General features: G+C 63.7%; 14 protein-coding genes. 3 read left to right on the top strand and 11 right to left on the bottom strand.

All coding sequences use genetic code 11. From position 1 onward, the window contains the following. Positions 1-160: 160 nt before the first annotated feature. From ACTIFP_RS04835 to ACTIFP_RS04810, 6 genes are all read right to left on the bottom strand, one after another. A complete protein-coding gene (locus ACTIFP_RS04835) occupies positions 161-589 on the bottom strand; it encodes a hypothetical protein (protein WP_439567580.1) in 429 nt (142 codons plus the stop codon). Positions 590-632: 43 nt separating this feature from the next. Next, positions 633-1,283, bottom strand: coding sequence for a phosphatase PAP2 family protein (locus tag ACTIFP_RS04830; protein WP_439567579.1), 651 nt, complete (start codon positions 1,281-1,283; stop codon positions 633-635). A 45-nt stretch (positions 1,284-1,328) separates the two neighbouring features. After that, positions 1,329-1,958 (bottom strand): hypothetical protein, encoded by a 630-nt coding sequence (locus tag ACTIFP_RS04825; RefSeq protein ID WP_439567578.1) that lies wholly within the window; start codon positions 1,956-1,958, stop codon positions 1,329-1,331. A gap of 242 nt (positions 1,959-2,200) precedes the next feature. Beyond that, the gene (gene lpdA, locus ACTIFP_RS04820; RefSeq protein WP_439567577.1) at positions 2,201-3,631 is read right to left on the bottom strand and encodes a dihydrolipoyl dehydrogenase; all 1,431 of its coding nucleotides are present in this window, start codon (positions 3,629-3,631) and stop codon (positions 2,201-2,203) included. A gap of 24 nt (positions 3,632-3,655) precedes the next feature. Continuing rightward, positions 3,656-4,231: a hypothetical protein gene (locus tag ACTIFP_RS04815; RefSeq protein WP_439567576.1), complete on the bottom strand. Its 576-nt coding sequence runs from the start codon at positions 4,229-4,231 to the stop codon at positions 3,656-3,658. A 4-nt stretch (positions 4,232-4,235) separates the two neighbouring features. Then, positions 4,236-5,600, bottom strand: a complete 1,365-nt coding sequence (locus ACTIFP_RS04810) for a pyruvate dehydrogenase complex dihydrolipoamide acetyltransferase (protein WP_439567575.1) — start codon at positions 5,598-5,600, stop codon at positions 4,236-4,238. A gap of 162 nt (positions 5,601-5,762) precedes the next feature. Between ACTIFP_RS04810 and ACTIFP_RS04805 the strand changes: the two genes are divergently transcribed. Next, entirely contained in the window at positions 5,763-6,218 is a 456-nt protein-coding gene (locus ACTIFP_RS04805; protein WP_439567574.1) for a universal stress protein, read from the top strand. A 125-nt stretch (positions 6,219-6,343) separates the two neighbouring features. Here the strand turns inward: ACTIFP_RS04805 and ACTIFP_RS04800 are convergent, their stop codons facing one another. Continuing rightward, entirely contained in the window at positions 6,344-6,736 is a 393-nt protein-coding gene (locus ACTIFP_RS04800) for a hypothetical protein (RefSeq protein WP_439567573.1), read from the bottom strand. 122 nt (positions 6,737-6,858) lie between these two features. On the opposite strand from ACTIFP_RS04800, the gene ACTIFP_RS04795 reads away from it, so the two are divergent. Beyond that, positions 6,859-7,656, top strand: a complete 798-nt coding sequence (locus ACTIFP_RS04795; protein WP_439567572.1) for a helix-turn-helix domain-containing protein — start codon at positions 6,859-6,861, stop codon at positions 7,654-7,656. 110 nt (positions 7,657-7,766) lie between these two features. Here ACTIFP_RS04795 and ACTIFP_RS04790 read toward each other — a convergent pair whose 3' ends face one another. The 4 genes from ACTIFP_RS04790 to phaR all read right to left on the bottom strand — a co-directional run bounded on the left by ACTIFP_RS04790 (position 7,767) and on the right by phaR (position 13,138). Next, a complete protein-coding gene (locus ACTIFP_RS04790; RefSeq protein ID WP_439567571.1) occupies positions 7,767-10,085 on the bottom strand; it encodes a ribonuclease R family protein in 2,319 nt (772 codons plus the stop codon). Positions 10,086-10,143: 58 nt separating this feature from the next. Beyond that, positions 10,144-10,878 (bottom strand): hypothetical protein, encoded by a 735-nt coding sequence (locus tag ACTIFP_RS04785; RefSeq protein ID WP_439567570.1) that lies wholly within the window; start codon positions 10,876-10,878, stop codon positions 10,144-10,146. Positions 10,879-11,026: 148 nt separating this feature from the next. Next, positions 11,027-12,553 (bottom strand): proline--tRNA ligase, encoded by a 1,527-nt coding sequence (proS, locus tag ACTIFP_RS04780; protein ID WP_439567569.1) that lies wholly within the window; start codon positions 12,551-12,553, stop codon positions 11,027-11,029. 48 nt (positions 12,554-12,601) lie between these two features. Then, positions 12,602-13,138 carry a polyhydroxyalkanoate synthesis repressor PhaR gene (gene phaR / locus ACTIFP_RS04775; protein WP_439567568.1) on the bottom strand — a complete coding sequence of 179 codons (537 nt, stop codon included), beginning with the start codon at positions 13,136-13,138 and terminating at the stop codon, positions 12,602-12,604. Between the two features lie 303 nt (positions 13,139-13,441). Between phaR and ACTIFP_RS04770 the strand changes: the two genes are divergently transcribed. Then, complete coding sequence (locus ACTIFP_RS04770; RefSeq protein WP_439567567.1) at positions 13,442-16,735, top strand: TonB-dependent receptor domain-containing protein; 3,294 nt, start codon at positions 13,442-13,444, stop codon at positions 16,733-16,735. Positions 16,736-17,086 lie beyond the last annotated feature (351 nt).

Raw genomic sequence — 17,086 nt, 5'->3', positions numbered from 1 at the left:
CCCCCTGGGCAAAATTGGTAAACCCCCCGCCGGGCCGCTTAATTGCCTACGACCGCCCGCCCCGGCGGCGTGGGGGGAAGGTATGCCCCCCCCAAGGCCGCGCGAACCCGATATCTTCGCCATTTCGACGCCTCGAACGCGCAATTAATGGGGCCTGACCCTAGACCGTCTTGCGGCCAAAGCCGCCGGGGCGCGGCGCAAAGGGTGCCGCCGGTTCGCTGTCGGCGGGGTCGATCGAAACATCGCCCGTCACGCCCGCGTCGCGTTTGCGCATATAGTTGGCGAACGCCGCATCGGCGTCAAACGCCGGCTCGACCGCCACTTCGCCGGGCTTCAGTTTGGCGTCGAAGCTGGCGCCGGGCACGCGGTTCACCCCCGTCGTGGCGCGCAGCAATTTGATGATCAGCGGCAGCGCGGACAACAAACCGACGATCGACAGCCCGATCACCGTCGGACCCAGGCCGATCCCGGCGACCCCTTCGGCGGTGCCGCCACCAACGCCGACGAAATGATACAGCAGCCAGCCGATCCAGACGAGCGGAATGAGCCCGCCGATGACGCCAAGCACTTTGCGAAGGGAAGTATCCATGCCGAAGCTCCCGTAATTCCGGGGTCTTCATAGCAGCGAGAGTTTACGATTCCCTTAGTGCGTCCGGCGCACCGCTGCGCGTGCCCGCCCACCACGCCGCGGCGAGCGCAAAGGCCAGCCCGAGCAATGTCCCGCCGACAATGTCGCTTGCCCAATGCACGCCCAGCATCATGCGCGAGAAGGCATTGAGGATGATCATCGCCGCCGCCAGCGCCCAGGCCGCGCCCCGCCAGCGCGGCGGCGCGAGCCAGGCGAGCAGCAGATAGACCACCGCCGCGCTTGTCGCATGGCCACTGGGGTAGGAGGCGCTGGTGACATGGTCGAGATGCGGCACCAGATCGGGACGCGGCCGACCGAATGCGATTTTGAGCAGCGTCGAGGCCAGGTTCGCCAGCAACGACGCCCCGCCCAGCGCCACCGCACAGCGCGGCCCGCACCAGTGCCAGACCAGCGCACACAGCAGGATGACGATCCCCCAGCGCGGCAAACCGCCGCCGATCCAACTGACGCCCTGCATGAACTGGATCGCCCAGCGCGGCGAGGTGTCGGCGGTCATCGCCAGCGCGGCGCCGATCTGGCGGTCGAGGCCGTCGAACAGGCCAGCGGCGGTCACCGCGCTGACGAGGGCGAACAGCAGCAGCGCCGCGATCAGGGCGCGCTGGAAAAAAGCGATGCGGGGGGGATTGGTTGGCACGCGCCTGCTATGACGAAGGCGCGCGCGGGGCGCAATCGGTTGCGATCAGCGATGGCCCGGCGCGCGCGACCGGCGCCACATCTCGATTTGGGCGGCAAAGCGCCGCAACTGTTCGGCGCCGCCGTCGAAGTCATTGTCGATCAGCCGCACCTCGCCGGTCGAGGCCCCTGATCGATAACGCAGATACAGGCCATGGCGCAGTATAGCGCCCGATCGCGCCGAACGGTTCGCTGACCAGGAGACGGCGCTCGCCGCTGTTTCCCACTCGCCTTCGGGCAGCCGATCGGCGCGATCGAAGATCGCTTCGGTGACGTTCGTGATCGGCACGATCGGAGAAGGCATGTTGTAGCTCGGGTGAAAATGGAGTTGCCCCGCCGCAATCGTCACCGCGACCTGGCGGGTCATCAGCCGCACCCCATGGCGCCAGACATAGAACAGGCTGATCCCGCCCGCGGCGAGCAGCAGCGGTATTTTCACCGGCGCAAACGGATCGGGCCGCGGCGCCGGCATCGGCAGCACCAATCCCCCCGGCAGCGTCTGGGTCAGCGGCGCCACTGCCTGCCGTTCTTCGAGCAGCAGATAGGTGAGGCCAAAGGCGAGGACCGCGAAGCCCAGAAAGAGCAGCATCTTCATCGCGTTGCCGGTGCGCGAAAAATGAAGGATCGAGGGATTCATCGAACGGGGCGGTGAAGCGTCATGGGCATGATTTTGTGAACGCCGCATCGGCCTCACGCAACCACGGCTTGGTACCGGTCCATCAAATGCGACGACCGGTACGCCGCAACCTCGACAAAATACTCTCGTCATTGCGAGGAGCGAAGCGACGCGGCAATCCAGAGTAGGCGTAGACCGCTCTGGATTGCTTCGCTCCCCTCGCAATGACGGGACATGAGTGCGGCGCTTATGAACGCAAGCCGTCAGATATGCAGCGGCCGCCCGAACGCTGCCAGCACGCCTTCGTGCATCGTTTCGCTCAATGTCGGATGCGGGAAGACGGTGCCGATAAAATCATCCTCGACCAGTTCGGCGGTCTTGCCGATCGTATAGCCCTGGATCAATTCGGTGACCTCGGCGCCGATCATGTGCGCGCCCAGCAATTCGCCGGTCTTGGCGTCGAACACGGTCTTGGTGAAGCCCTCGGCCTCGCCCAGCGCAATCGCCTTGCCGTTGCCGATGAAGGGGAAGGTGCCCGCCTTGACCTCATACCCCAGCTCCTTCGCCTTCGCCTCGGTCAGCCCGACGCTGGCAATCTGCGGGCGGCAATAGGTGCAGCCTGGGATGTTGCGCGGGTCCATGGCGTGCGGATGAACGTCTTTGTTACCGTTTTCGGCCGCGATCGCCTCGACCGAAATCACCGATTCGTGCATCGCCTTGTGCGCGAGCCACGGCGGCGCGGTGACGTCGCCGATCGCCCACAGGCCGGGGACGTTGGTGCGGCACATCGCGTCGGTGTCGATATGGCCCTTGGTCGTCTTCACACCGAGCGCTTCGAGCCCGATATTCTCGGTGTTCGGGACGATGCCGATCGCGACGATGGCGTGGCTGAACTCGGCCGATTCGACCTTGCCGTCCTTGCCCTTGATCTTCGCCGAAACGCCGGTCGCGGTCGCCTTCAGCTCCTCGACCCCGGCGCCGGTATAAATCGTCATGCCCTGCTTCTTGAGCTGCTTTTCGAGGAACGCCGACACATCGGCGTCCTCGACGGGGACGAGGCGATCGAGCATCTCAACTACCGTTACCTCGGCACCCATATCCTTGTAGAAACTGGCAAATTCGATCCCAATGGCGCCCGACCCGATGACGAGCAGCTTCTTGGGCATTTCGGGCGGGACGAGCGCGTGGCGATAGGTCCAGATGCGCTTGCCGTCGGCGGGCGCAAACGGCAGGTCGCGGGCGCGCGCACCGGTCGCGACGATGATATTCTTCGCGGTCAGGGTTTCGCTCCCCTTCTCGCCCTTCACTTCCAGCTTGCCCAAACCACCGTTAGGCGCTGCGGTCAGCTTGCCCTCGCCCATATGCACGGTGATCTTGTGCTTTTTCATCAGGAAGGCGACGCCCTGACTGAGCTGTTTCGCAACCCCGCGGCTACGCTTCACCACCGCATCGATGTCGGCGCTGATCTGCTGCGCGATCAGGCCGTAATCGCCCGCATGCTGCATATAATGATAGATCTCGGCCGAACGCAGCAGCGCCTTGGTCGGGATACAACCCCAGTTGAGGCAGATGCCGCCGAGGTTCTCGCGCTCGACGATCGCGGTTTTCAGGCCGAGTTGAGCCGCGCGGATGGCGGCGACATAACCGCCGGGACCGGAGCCGAGGACGATGAGGTCGTAATTGGTGTCAGTCATTTTCAGATCCCGATTTCCCAGATTCTAAGAAAAGTTCAGGTATAATAACCTGATAATCAAAAGTCCGACGTAGAGCATGAAAAGCAACATAAGCATCATCAACCGCTCGTAAGAAATTAGAGCAATGTGCTTCAATGAAAAAACACCAACCGAAATCTTCCTATCGATCGACACCGCGCCGTGAGTTGACCTCAGCTTTGGTATGTCGTCCGCTGCAAGTTTAACCGAAAATTTTATTTCCTCGCTCTTAGGAAGCAAATCTGAAGAAACGAAAATGTTACTTCCAATTTTCTTCACTTCAGCTCCACTAGAATTCTCGTTTAGAAACAAGCGCTGTATTCGATTATTCTCTCTGCCGAGGGAAACTAAGATACGGACGTTGGTGCTAAATTCTTTCTTAGAACGGATTGTTATGACCCAGAGCCGTGCACCAAAGAGGGATTTAAATTCATCGCAGCGGGCTTCACATTTAACCCGAGCCAAGGCTCTTCGAGCGTAAACCCAACCTACCATTGGCGCCACAATGGCGGCTAAAAGCTGAAGAATTCCAATGATCAGTTGAGCGGCAGCGTTTCCTGCCGACTGATCGAATAAATCCACTTCTCTAAGCCACCAGCCCCAGCGGGTTTTCCACTAGGTCCTTGAAGGTCTTCATCAGCAGCGCGCCATCCGCCCCGTCGATCGCGCGGTGGTCGAAGCTGCCGGTCGCGCTCATCACCGTCGCGATGGCGAGCGCGTCATCGACGATATAGGGGCGCTTTTCGCCCGCACCGATCGCCATGATCATCGCCTGCGGCGGGTTGATCACCGCGGTGAATTGCTTGATCCCCATCATGCCCATGTTCGAGATGCTGGCCGTGCCGCCCTGATATTCATTGGGCTGGAGCTTGCCTTCCTTGGCCTTCGCGGCGAGTTCGGCCATTTCGGTCGAGATTTTCGACATCGACTTGCCGCCCGCATCGGTGATGACCGGGGTGATCAGCCCGCCGGGGATGCTGACCGCGACCGAGATGTCGGCGCGGCTGTACTGGCGCATCACATCGCCGCCGAACGACACGTTGCACGCGGGCACGCGTTCGAGCGCGACCGCGAGCGCCTTGATCAGCAGGTCGTTGACGCTGAGCTTGACGCCGCGGCTTTCGAGGCTGGCGTTGAGCTCGCCGCGCAGCTTGAGCAGCGCATCAAGGCGGATGTCGACGGTGAGGTAGATGTGCGGCGCTTCCTGCATCGACTGGGTCAGACGGCGCGCGATCGTTTTGCGCATGCCGCTGAGCTTCGTGTCTTCGTGCGGGATGCCGAAATCGGGGATTGCGCCCGCAGTGGCCGGTGCTGCTGCCGGTGCAGGAGCAGCGGCGGGTGCGGCAGCGCTTTGGGCAATAGCCGGCGTAGCGGCGGCACCGGCCGGCGCACCGTCGAGGTCGTCCTTGACGATGCGGCCGCCGGGGCCGGTGCCGGTGATCGTCGCCAGGTCGATGCCGCGTTCGGCGGCGAGACGCTTGGCGAGGGGGCTGGCTTTGATACGGTCGCCCGAAGCGGCGGGAGCGGGAGCAGCCTTTTCCGTCGCCCCCGCGGAGGCGGGGGCCGTTGTGTTGGGCGCACTACTGCCAGCGGCCCCCGCCTGCGCGGGGGCGACGTCTTTAGTAGGCGTCGGCGCTTCGGCCTTCGCTTCCGGTGCAGGCGCGGTCGGCGCAGCAGCAGGAGCAGCCTTCGCGCTCCCCGCATCCTCACCTTCGCCCGCAATCACCGCGATCACGGTGCCGACCTTCACATTGTCGGTGCCTTCGGCGACCAGAATCTGGCTGACGACGCCCTCGTCGATCGCTTCGAACTCCATCGTCGCCTTGTCGGTCTCGATCTCGGCGAGCAGGTCGCCCGATTTGACCGCGTCCCCTTCCTTGACCAGCCATTTGGCGAGCGTCCCTTCCTCCATTGTCGGCGAAAGGGCGGGCATTTTGAGTTCGATCGGCATCGTCGGTTTCGTCCCTCGTTAGTCTTGCAGGCCGAACCTGCCGCTACGGTTTCTCCCTCGTCATAAGAGCATCGTTCGTCAACGTCCATCGGGGCAAACTTGCCTTTCATACGAATGTGACGCAGTCTCCATGCACAAAAAGCATAGCGAGGGGTCGGGGCGGTGCGGACATATCTGGTGGTGATCGACGACAGTCCCGAGGCGAGTCTGGCGCTGCGCTTTGCCGCACGCCGCGCCGGGCGCACCGGCGGCGGCGTCATTGTGCTGGCGATCATCCCGCCGCAGGACTTCGTCGCATTCGGCGGGGTGCAGGCGACGATCGAGGCCGAAGCGCGCGAACATGCCGAAGAATTGGTCGCCGCCGCCGCCGACGCGGTGGTGCAGGAAGCGGGGGTCACGCCGCAGATCCTGATCAGGTCGGGCAAACCCGCCGAGGTGGTGCGTGAGGTGATCGGCGCCAGCGACGAGATTGCGGCGCTGGTGCTGGCGACCGCGGCATCGGGAGCGCCCGGGCCGCTGGTCGCGCATTTCACCGGACAGGACGCAGGAACGCTGCCCTGCCCGGTGATGCTGGTGCCGGGCGCGATCGACCTCGCCCGGCTCGACGCGCTGAGTTAAATCTGAGCCCAATTTTTCTATTCGTCATTGCGAGCGAAGCGAAGCAATCTCCAGCCATCGTTCAATGGCACCGATAGCTGGAGATTGCCGCGTCGCCTTCGGCTCCTCGCAATGACGGGACTATCTCAGGCGGCCACAGGGCGCGGCAGCGCGGCGGCGCCCTTGGCTTCGTAAATCGCAAAGACCAGCACCCCGATCGCCTGCACGACGACGACCGCGAGGCCGAGCGCGGTCATTTGCGCCGCAAAGACGCCAAGCACCGCAAAGCTGGCGATGACCCAGCCGAGGTTGCCGACCGCGATCAGATTGGCCAACCCCTTGCTCGGCACCTTCTGGTTCGCGACGAACAGCATCAGCAGCGCCGACGGCAGCCCGATCCAGCCCGCGACGGTCACCACTTCGAAGGGGAGGCCGAGCAGCGCGGCGACCGTCGCAGTCGCAAAGACACAAAAGACGAACAATCCGGTGCAGGTGACCGCGTCGATGAGCAGGGTGTTCTTGAGGTTGAAGATCGACATTGGGGTTCTCCTTTTTCGATGACCCGCCCCATCTGCCGCCCAAAATGCCGCCAGTCGATTACGCTCGAGGTAATGGAAAAGCAGAAAGCCAAGGTATAGCTCTCGATGCAAAGGAGATTATCATGCAACCCGCACCGCTGGGCGCCCAATTACGCGAATGGCGCAGCCGCCGCCGGATGAGCCAGATGGACCTGGCGCTCGACACCGACATGTCGACCCGGCATCTGAGCTTTATCGAAACCGGGCGATCGAAACCCAGCGCGCAGATGCTGCAGCGGATCGCTGACCGGCTGGAGGTGCCGCACCGCGCGCGCAACGCGCTGTTGCTCGCCGCCGGCTATGCCCCCGATTATCAGGAACGCCCGCTCGACAGCCCCGAAATGGCCGGGGTCCGCGCGATCGTCGAGCATGTGCTGAAGGGCCATGAACCCTATCCAGCGCTGGCGGTCGACCGGCATTGGAACATGATCGCTGCCAACGACGCGATCGCGATCCTGATCGCGCAGGTCGCCCCTGCCCTGCTCGTGCCGCCGGTCAATGTGCTGCGCATCGCGCTGCACCCCGAGGGGCTGGCGCCGCAGATCGTCAACTATGGCGAATGGCACGCGCATATCCTGGAACGGATGGACGTCCAGATCGCGGCGAGCGCCGATGCGGGGCTGATTGCGCTGCGCGATGAACTCGCGGGCTATAAGGTACGAAGCGACGACCACAGCGCCGCGCAGCGCGACAGCCACGCCAGCAGCATCGCGGTGCCGCTGATCCTGGATACCGATGCCGGGCGGATTTCGTTCGTGTCGACGGTGACGATTTTCGGCACGCCAGTGGACATTACGTTGTCGGAACTGGCGATCGAGGCGTTTTTTCCGGCGGATGCCGAGAGTGCCGCGTTGTTGGCGAAGCTGGCGGGGAGTCAATAAACTGCGTCATTGCGAGCAAAGCGAAGCAATCCCCAGCTATCGGCCTTGCGAAAGATGGATAGCTGGAGATTGCCGCGTCGCCTTCAGCTCCTCGCAATGACGACGAGAGTTTAGCGTCGCTTGCCCTTGTGCTTGATATTCGCGGGTCGGCCACGTTTGCCGACCATATGCTTGCCGGCCCCGTCTTTCCCGGTCCCCTTCCCCTTCACCCCGTCGCGCCGCGGCGGGCGGTTTCGGTATCCGCCCTCGGGCGCATCGGGCAGCTCGAAGCGCAGCGCGCCGCTGATCGGATTGGCATCCATCAAGCGGAGGTCGAGCCGCTGGCCGGTGGTGAAGCTGACCCGGCCATGTTCGCTGTCGAGGCTGCGCGCCGCTTCGTCGTAGAAAAAGCGTTCGCTGCCCAAGGTCGACACCGGCACCAGCCCGTCGCCGCCGAGCCCGTCGACCGTCGCGAAAAAGCCGAACGGCTGGACCCCGGTGATCCGCGCCTGGACGATCTCGCCGGTCTTGTTCGCCAGATAGGCCGCGACATAGCGATCGACCGTCTCGCGCTCCGCCTCCATCGCGCGGCGTTCGAGCGCGCTGATCGCCTCGCCGATGCGCGACAGCCCCTTGGCGTCGGCTTCGCCCAGCCCGGTGCGCTCGGGCAATCCTTTGGGCCTGCCCGGCACCTCGAGCTTATAGGAATCGACGAGCGCGCGGTGGACGATCAGATCGGCGTAGCGACGGATCGGCGAGGTGAAATGCGCATAAGAGCCGAGCGCGAGGCCGAAATGGCCGGCGTTGGCGGGGCCATAATAGGCCTGTGTCTGGCTGCGCAGGATCGCCTGCATGATCTCGGGCAGCCGGTCGTCTTCCGAAAAACCGTCGATCAGGCGGTTGAACACCGCGGGGGTGATCACCTGTCCGAGCGCGAAGCTTTGTTCGAAGGTTTCGAGATAGTCCTTGAGGCTGACCAGTTTCTCGCGGCTCGGCGGTTCGTGGATGCGATACATCACCGGCGATTTCTTCGCCTCGAGCGCCTTTGCGGCCGCAACGTTCGCCGCGATCATATAATCCTCGATCAGCCGCATCGAATCGAGCCGGTCGCGGACTCGGATTTCGGCGATGGCGCCCTGTTCGTCGAGGATCACCTGCCGTTCGGGCAAGTCGAGATCGAGCGGTGCGCGCGCCGCGCGCGCCTTGGCGAGGAGCGCCCAGCAGGCCCATAGATTGCGAAGTCCGGGCAACACCTCGGCATCCCAGTCCTCGCGCGCTTCGTCGGCATCATAAGCCGCCTGGGCGTGTTCATAAGCGATGTTAGCGCGCAACCGCACGTGCGCGCGCGTAAAACGCCATGACGTCACTTTACCCTGTTTGTCGATGACCAGATGGCACGCCATCGCGGCGCGGTCCTGCCCGGCTTTGAGCGAACAGACGCCCGCCGAGAGGGTTTCGGGAAGCATCGGGACAACCTGGTCGGGGAAATAGACGCTGTTGCCGCGCCGCCGCGCCTCGCGGTCGAGCGCGCCGTCGGGGCGGACGTAAAAACTGACGTCGGCGATCGCGACGATCGCGCGGAAACCGCCCTTGTTCGGCCCGTCGGTATCGGGTTCGGCCCACACGGCATCGTCATGGTCGCGCGCGTCGATCGGGTCGATCGCGACGATCGGCAGGTCGCGCAAATCCTCGCGGCCGTCGGCAGTGAGCGGCAGCTTGGCGGCAATCTCGGCCTCGGCGAGGGTTTCCGCGCCGAACACATGCGGGATTTCGTGGCGCGCGATCGCGATCATGCTCAGCGATTTGGGCGCGAAGGGGTCGCCCAGACGCTCTACGACCTTCGCCTTGATCGCCGGACCGCGCCCGGTCAGCTCGGCGCGCACCAGATCGCCGATATTGGCATCGCCCTTGTCGGCCACCGCAAAATCATAACGCGCGCGCTTGTCGGCGGGGCGCAGCCACAGCATCGGCTTGCCCCCCGGCCCCATATCCTCGACCAGCACGCCGATGACTGCTTCGCCGCCCGCCTCCAGCCGCTTCATCGGATGCGCGACATGGCCGCTGCCGCGTTCTTCGGTGCGCGCGAGGATGCGGTCGCCGACGCCGAGCGCGCCTTTCCGTCCCTGCTCCATGACGCGAAGGCGCGGCGCAGGACCGGCGGCCTCCCAGCGTTCGGGGACGGCCCAGACGGTGCTGCCGTCGATCGCCGCCACGCGGAGCACGGTCACGCGCGGCAATCCGCCATGTTTGTGGAACGCCCGGCCCGGCGCCAGATCGACCAGCCCCTCGTCGGTCATATCCTTGAGCAGCGCCTTCAGCGCGATCTTGTCATTGCCATGCAACGCAAAATGCTTCGCGATCTCGCGCTTGCCGACCGCGTCCTTGCTCTCTTCGATAAAGCGGAGGATCTGCTCGCGCGACGGCAATCCAGTATGTTGTTTGCGGGCCATCGTCCGCTGATAGGGGGCAACGGGCGAGCCGTCACCCCCCGTCACTCCCGCGTGCCGATCAATAGGGCGAAATGTCGATCACCTGGCCGTTCGACGAAGCCGTGCAGGTCGAACGATAATGGCCGGTCGCCATCGTGAAGACATAGTTGCCGCCCCCAGCGCTGCGCTGGCTGACCGCGACGCTACTCCCCCACGGTGCGTTCTGATACTGATCGGCGCGGCGTTCGCACGCGGTTCGCGCCGCATCGGGGCCGCCGCGCGCATAGGAGCGGTTGGCCATGCGGCGGTTCGATGCTTCGGTTTCGCCAGCCATGAAACCGTCGTGATAGGCTTCGCTGTCGTGGCGATCATATTGGCCGCCATAGAGGCCGTCATTATAGCCGCGGTTATAGTCGCCATCATGGTTGCTGTCGCCATGATCGCCATGCTTCTTCTTGTGGCTTGCGAGAGCGGCAATCAGGCCGACCGCCGCGATCGCGCCGACCGCCGCCGCAGCATCCCCGCCGCCCCCACCATGGCCGCAGTTGCTCGAATCGGCCTTGTTGACGCTCGCATAGCGCCCGTTGGAGACGGTGACGCTCACACAGGTTTTCGTGCCGCTATTCCACCAATATTGCGCGCCGCCGCTGGTTCTTGTCATCTCGTAGCCGCGCGATTCCATCGCGGTCTCCGCGCCCGCGGCGCGCGCACCGACGAGGTCGGATACGTCCGACGGCGGCTTGGCGGCGGCTGGCGCGCCGCTTCCCAAAAGCATCGCGGCGATGATGGTCGAACCGGCAATCTGTCGCTTCATGGTCTTTCCCCTGTCGAAATGACCGAACAGGCCGCGCACCACAGCGGCGGCGGCCGGGCCCTTCGGCCGAGCCCTGCCACTGCAATCTAACAGATTTATGATCGCCGCCGAACCGGTTCTACGACCGATACGGCGACAAGCACAGCGGTCAGTAAGTCCGCCCAATCAGGACGCGCTCGACCGCTGGCTCGCCCGTGAAGAAGCACGCACCGTCGGCGGGCGCCGCGTCGAGCGGGGTGTTGCGCATCGTCAGCTTGAGCGCCTTGAGCTGCTCGACGATCTTGTCGAGCGCAGTGCCGGTCGGGCGCGCCCATTTCACTTCGGCCCAGCCGACAAATTTGTCGTCGCCCGCAAAATGCGCCTTCAGGTCGGTGACGTCGCGGCGGATGTTGGCGTGCAGGCGCTCGCGGGCCTCGGCGTGCAGGCTCGACTGGATGTCGGTCAGCGTCGCGACCGCCTCGGCAACGAACTCGCCATTGGCGACGAACGCGGTATTGAGCTTGCCGTCGTCCTTGTAGAGCCGGTCGCGGCGTATCACCGCGACATTGCCGCCTGCGACGTCGCGCGGGCCGATTTCGACGATGATAGGCGCGCCCTTCTTGACCCAGCCCCAGCGCTTGGTCTGCGCCTTATTGGCACCGGCGTCGAGGTGGACGCGGAGCGGCTCGCGGAAGGCGTCGAGCGCCTTCAGTTCGGCTTCGAGTTCGCGGCAATAAGCGAGGATCGCGGCATCCTCTTCATTGTCGCGCAGCATCGGCACGATGACGATCTGGTGCGGCGCGATGCGCGGCGGACAGCGCAGACCATCATCGTCGCCGTGGGTCATGATGACGCCGCCGATCATCCGCGTCGACACGCCCCAGCTGGTCGTGTGGCACAGCGAATGGCCGCCGTCCCTGTCCTGATAGCGGATGCCCGCGGCCTCGGCGAAACCGGTGCCGAGATAATGCGAGGTGCCGGCCTGCAGCGCCTTGCCGTCCTGCATCATCGCTTCGATCGAATAGGTGGCGACGGCGCCCGGAAAACGCTCATTCTCCGGCTTTTCGCCCGCGATCACCGGCATCGCCAGCACGTCTTCGGCAAAGGCGCGATACATTTCGAGCGCGCGCAGCGTTTCGGCCATCGCGTCATCCTTGTCGGCGTGGGCCGTATGCCCCTCCTGCCACAGGAACTCGCTGGTGCGCAGGAACATGCGGGTGCGCATTTCCCAGCGGACGACGTTGGCCCATTGGTTGACCTTCAGCGGCAGGTCGCGCCAGCTCTGCACCCAGCGGCTCATCGCCGCGCCGATCACCGTCTCCGACGTCGGGCGGACAATCAGCGGCTCTTCCAGCCTGGCTTCGGGATCGGGAATCAGCTTGCCCTTGCCGTCGCCGATCAGGCGGTGATGGGTGACGACCGCCATTTCCTTTGCAAAACCATCGACATGGTCGGCTTCCTTCTCAAAGAAGCTCAAAGGGATGAACAGCGGGAAATAGCAGTTCTGAACCCCGGCATCCTTGATCGCGGCGTCCATGACGGTCTGGATGCGTTCCCAGATGCCATAGCCCCACGGCTTGATCACCATGCAGCCGCGCACCCCCGATTCCTCGGCAAGGTCGGCTTCGGCAATGACATCCTGATACCAGGCCGCAAAGTCGGCCTGCCGGGTTACGCTGAGCGCATGTTTGACCATGAAGTTTCCGTATTCTGTCGCTGGGAGCGAAGGAGCGCCCCGATCCAATTATTTCTTGGCGAGTTCGGCCTTGAGCGCCGCTACTTCGGCCTTCAGCGCCGCGATTTCGGCGTCCTTGGCCTTGCTGCCGCCGGCGCCCGGGATGAACGCGCCCGCGGCCTGCTGGAACATTTCCATGTTGCGGCGGGTCAGTTCGGCGAGCGGGTTCGACCCGAGCACGCCGTCGAACGCTGCGCGGACGTCCTGCTGGTTCTTGCGGAACGCGGTCATCGACGCTTCCAGATATTGCGGCACCATCGACTGCATCTTGTCGCCATACATGCCGATCAGGTGGCGCAGGAAATTGACCGGCAGCAATGTTTCGCCGCGCGTTTCCTCGTCCATGATGATTTGCGTCAGGACATTATGCGTGATGTCTTCACCGCTCTTGGCATCGACGACGCGGAATTCGCGGCCGTCGCGGACCATAGTCCCCAGATCCTCAAGCGTGATGTAACAGCTGCGCTCGGTGTCATAGAGCCGCCGGTTGGCGTATTTCTTGATCGTGACGACGCCATCGTCCGCCGTCGTCCTGGACTTTGCCATCTTGACCCGCGCTCCCTGTCGTCCGGCGCCATGGCGACCGTGCCGCACCGGATATTCGATTGATCGCCGCAATAGCATCAAATTATGATGCGTCGCAACATAGACGGCGGCGGATCAGGCGATGAACAAAGGCTACGCGCCAATCTGATGTTCGAACACCGCTAGCCCACCCCGCGCGGCGCCGCAGCTAAAGTGTGCTAGTGCGGATTACACCCCCACTTGGGCTTGTGCCATTGCGGCATTTCGTCATTTTATTGCGCGATCTGCTTCAGCGCACGCTGAACAGCAAACCGGGGAAAAATTATGAAAAAATCTAGCCTCCTGATCCGGGGCTCCGCCCTGACCGTCGCACTGTTCAGCGCGATGCCCGCAATGGCGCAAACCGATCCGATCGCCGCGGACGCGGTCGAAGATGCTGACGATTCGGGCACCATTGTCGTGACCGGATCGCGCATTCGCCGCCCGAACCTCGAATCGACGGTGCCGATCACGTCGATCACCGGCGAAAGCTTCTTCCAGCAGTCCGATACCAACATCGGGGATTCGCTCAACGATCTGCCGCAACTGCGCAGCACCTTTGCTCAGCAGAACCCGGGCCTGGGCATCGGCATCGCCGGCCTGAACCTGCTCGACCTGCGCGGGCTTGGAACGTCGCGCACGCTGGTCCTGGTCAACGGCCGCCGTCACGTCCCGGCCGACATCCTCAACAACGCCGTGTCGCCCGACATCAACACCATCCCGAACGACCTGATCGAACGCGTCGACATCGTCACCGGCAGCCAGTCCGCAACCTATGGTTCGGACGCGATCGCGGGCGTGGTGAACTTCGTGCTGCGCCGCAATTATGAAGGCATCCAGCTGCGCGCCCAGGCCGGCGTGTCGGACGGCGGTTATGGCGGCAACCAGTTTGCGTCGGCCATGATCGGCAAGAATTTCGCGGAAGACCGCGGCAACATCACGCTGCATGCGGAATATGCCCGGCAGTCGCGCGTTTTCGCGTCGGACATCCCCTACGGACGCAGACAGGATGGTTTCCTGGTCATCGACGTCGATACTGCGGGCCTGCCCAACGGCAGCGACGGCTTTCCCGATCGCGCCTTTTTCCGCGACATCCGGTCGGCCAGCATTCATCGCAACGGCCTCGTTCCGATCACCCAGTCGGGGAACAACAATCCGCTCTGCGGCATCGGCATCGGATCGACCAACGGCGCGCCGGGACAGGGTTCGGGTGCGACGGTCGGCACGCCGTACAACTGTACCTTCATCTTCTCCGATGCCGGGCGGCTGACCCCGCAGACCGGTACGCGTTTGGGCCAGGGCATTATCGGCGGCATCGTCGGCGGCAATGGCCAGAACGGCCGCGAGGGCAGACTGCTGTCGGTTTTCCCGTTCACCGAGCGCTACAACTTCAACATGCTCGCGCATTTTGAGGTGAGCGAAGGGTTCGAACCGTTCATCGAAGCCAAGTGGAACCGCGTCAATGCGCTCGGCAACAATGCCGGCCCGTCGTTCATTCAGGGCACCTTCGGCCAATATGACCTGCGCGAGCGCACCCGTCTCGACAACCCGTTCCTGACCGCCAGTGACCGCACCACGCTGGCGAACGCCATCATCGCGTCGGGCTGTAACACCAGCTTGACCGCGGCGTGTAATGTGACGGGTGTCGCATCGTCGTTCACGCGCACCGCGCGTACCGACAGCAATGGGTCGCAAGGCATCGCCGGGCCGCTGAACGCGGCCGATATTGCGGCCATCAATGCCGGAACCTATCGCTTCGTCACGGCGCGCAGCTTGCTCGACGTCGGGATCCGCGACGAAAAGTTCCAGCGCGACACCTATCGCATCGTGGTGGGCGCCCGCGGCAGCTTCAACGAAGATTGGAACTATGAAATCGCCGCCAATTACGGCAAGTTCGAACAGGATGTGACGACGTTCGGCTATATCGACCGCCAGAAATTCGTGCTGGCGCTCGATGCCGGTCGCAATCCGGTGACGGGTCAGATCCAGTGCCGTTCGCAGTTCGATCCCGCAGCGCGGGTCGCCTTCGCCGGCGGCGCGGCGCGGCTCGCGAGCGATATTGCTGCGTGCGTACCCTATAATCCGTTCGGCGGCACCGATAACCGCGCGGCGATCAATTATTTCAGCTATAATGCGCGTACCAAGGCGAGCCTGGAACAGATCGACATCTCGGGCTTCGTCAGCGGCGACCTTGGCGGCCTGTTCGAGCTGCCGGGCGGCCCGATCAGCTTTGCGATTGGCGGCGAATATCGCCGTGAGCGCGCCCGTTATCAGGACGACGACTATGTCGAAACCGGCGCCACCAACGCGGTTGTGATCGGCGAATTCGACCCCGCGGCGTTCGAGGTCAAGGAAGCCTTTGCCGAAGTCCGCATCCCGCTGCTCAAGGATATGCCGTTCGCGCACGAACTCAGCGTGTCGGGTGCGGGACGCGTATCGGATTACAAGGGCGCGGCGGGTACCGTGTGGACGTATAACGTCGGTGCCGACTATGCGCCGTTCGAAGACCTGCGCTTCCGCGCCGGCTATGGCAAGGCAGTGCGTTCGCCGAACGTTTCGGAAACCGGCTTCCCGCCGGTCCCGAACTTCGCGCCGGGCTTCCTCGACCCCTGCGCTTCGGCCAATATTGCAAACAACCCCAACCGGCTCGCAAACTGCACCGCCGACCTGGGGCCGCTGCTGTCGTCATTGCCGAACGTGGCCTATTCGCTGCCCATCGTCAGCGGCAGCAACGATCAGCTGGTCCCCGAAGTGTCGAAGTCTCTGACGATCGGCGGCGTGTTCCAGCCGAGCTTCATTCCGGGGTTCTCGCTGAGCGTCGACTATTACGACATCGAAGTGAGCAATGTGATCGTGTCGCTCACCGGGCAGGCGATTGCCAACGGCTGTTACGACCAGGCGTCGCTCGACAACATCCTGTGCCAGGCGTTCACCCGCTGGCGCGGGCCGGGCAACAGCCCGGGCGGCTTCGCTCCCGGCCAGATCCTGGAAAACTCGCTGCTGTCGTCGCCGCTCAACTTCGCGAAGCGCGTTCGCCGCGGCATCGATTTCAACGCGTCGTACAACACGACGCTGGGCAGCGATGTGAAACTCGGGACGAGCTTGATCTACGTCCATGGCCTCCAGTCGAGCAACTTCGAAAACCCGTCGTTGCCGGACTTCGAAAATCGCCTGCTCGGCGAGCTTGGCGATCCGCAGGACGAACTGCGCCTCGATGCCGATCTGTCGTACAAGAACTTCACCTTTGGCTACCGCATGCGCTACATCGGACCGATGGTCGTGAACGCCTATGAAGACTTTTATCAGCTGGACTCGGCCTGCACGGCAGCGGGTTGCCCGCCGGTCAATTCCGACTGGGCCGATGTTCGCAAATTCTCGAGCGTCTTCTACCACGACCTTCGCTTCACGTTCGACATCGATAGCTCGGGAAGCTTCGGCAAGAGCTTTCAATTCTACGCTGGTGTCGACAACGTGCTCGATCGGAAGCCGCCGCTTGGCAGCACCGCGACGGGCCCAGGAAGCGCGATTTACGACATTCGTGGTCGCAGCTTCTACGTCGGCGCGCGCGCCCGCTTCTAAAACGACGCCATGATGCGTGAGGGCGAAAGCCATGCTTTCGCCCTCATCGACCGACTCCCCCTCTCCCGGCATCAACGGCGGACCATCTGCGCATTTGGGTACAAAGGGAAAGCCAGGCGACCGCCCGGCTTTCCTTTTTGGTGTCCGACGCGGCAAGGCGCTCGGTGCTTTGACCGGTATCATATCGCTGTCGCGCGCCGCCGGTGATCCATCACTGCAGCCGTAAACGCGCCCTGCTGACCGAACCCCTTCTGCGCGGCGACGGTGCGGCGCCTTTCCGCCCCGCTGCGCCGAAGCAGTAGCCGTTGATTCGCTGTGAAATAATCATCGCCAATGCCGTTTGCCCGGTCT

The sequence above is a fragment of the Sphingopyxis sp. genome, from assembly GCF_051861155.1.
GTDB lineage: Bacteria > Pseudomonadota > Alphaproteobacteria > Sphingomonadales > Sphingomonadaceae > Sphingopyxis.
This window is presented reverse-complemented; position numbering and strand designations above follow the sequence as displayed.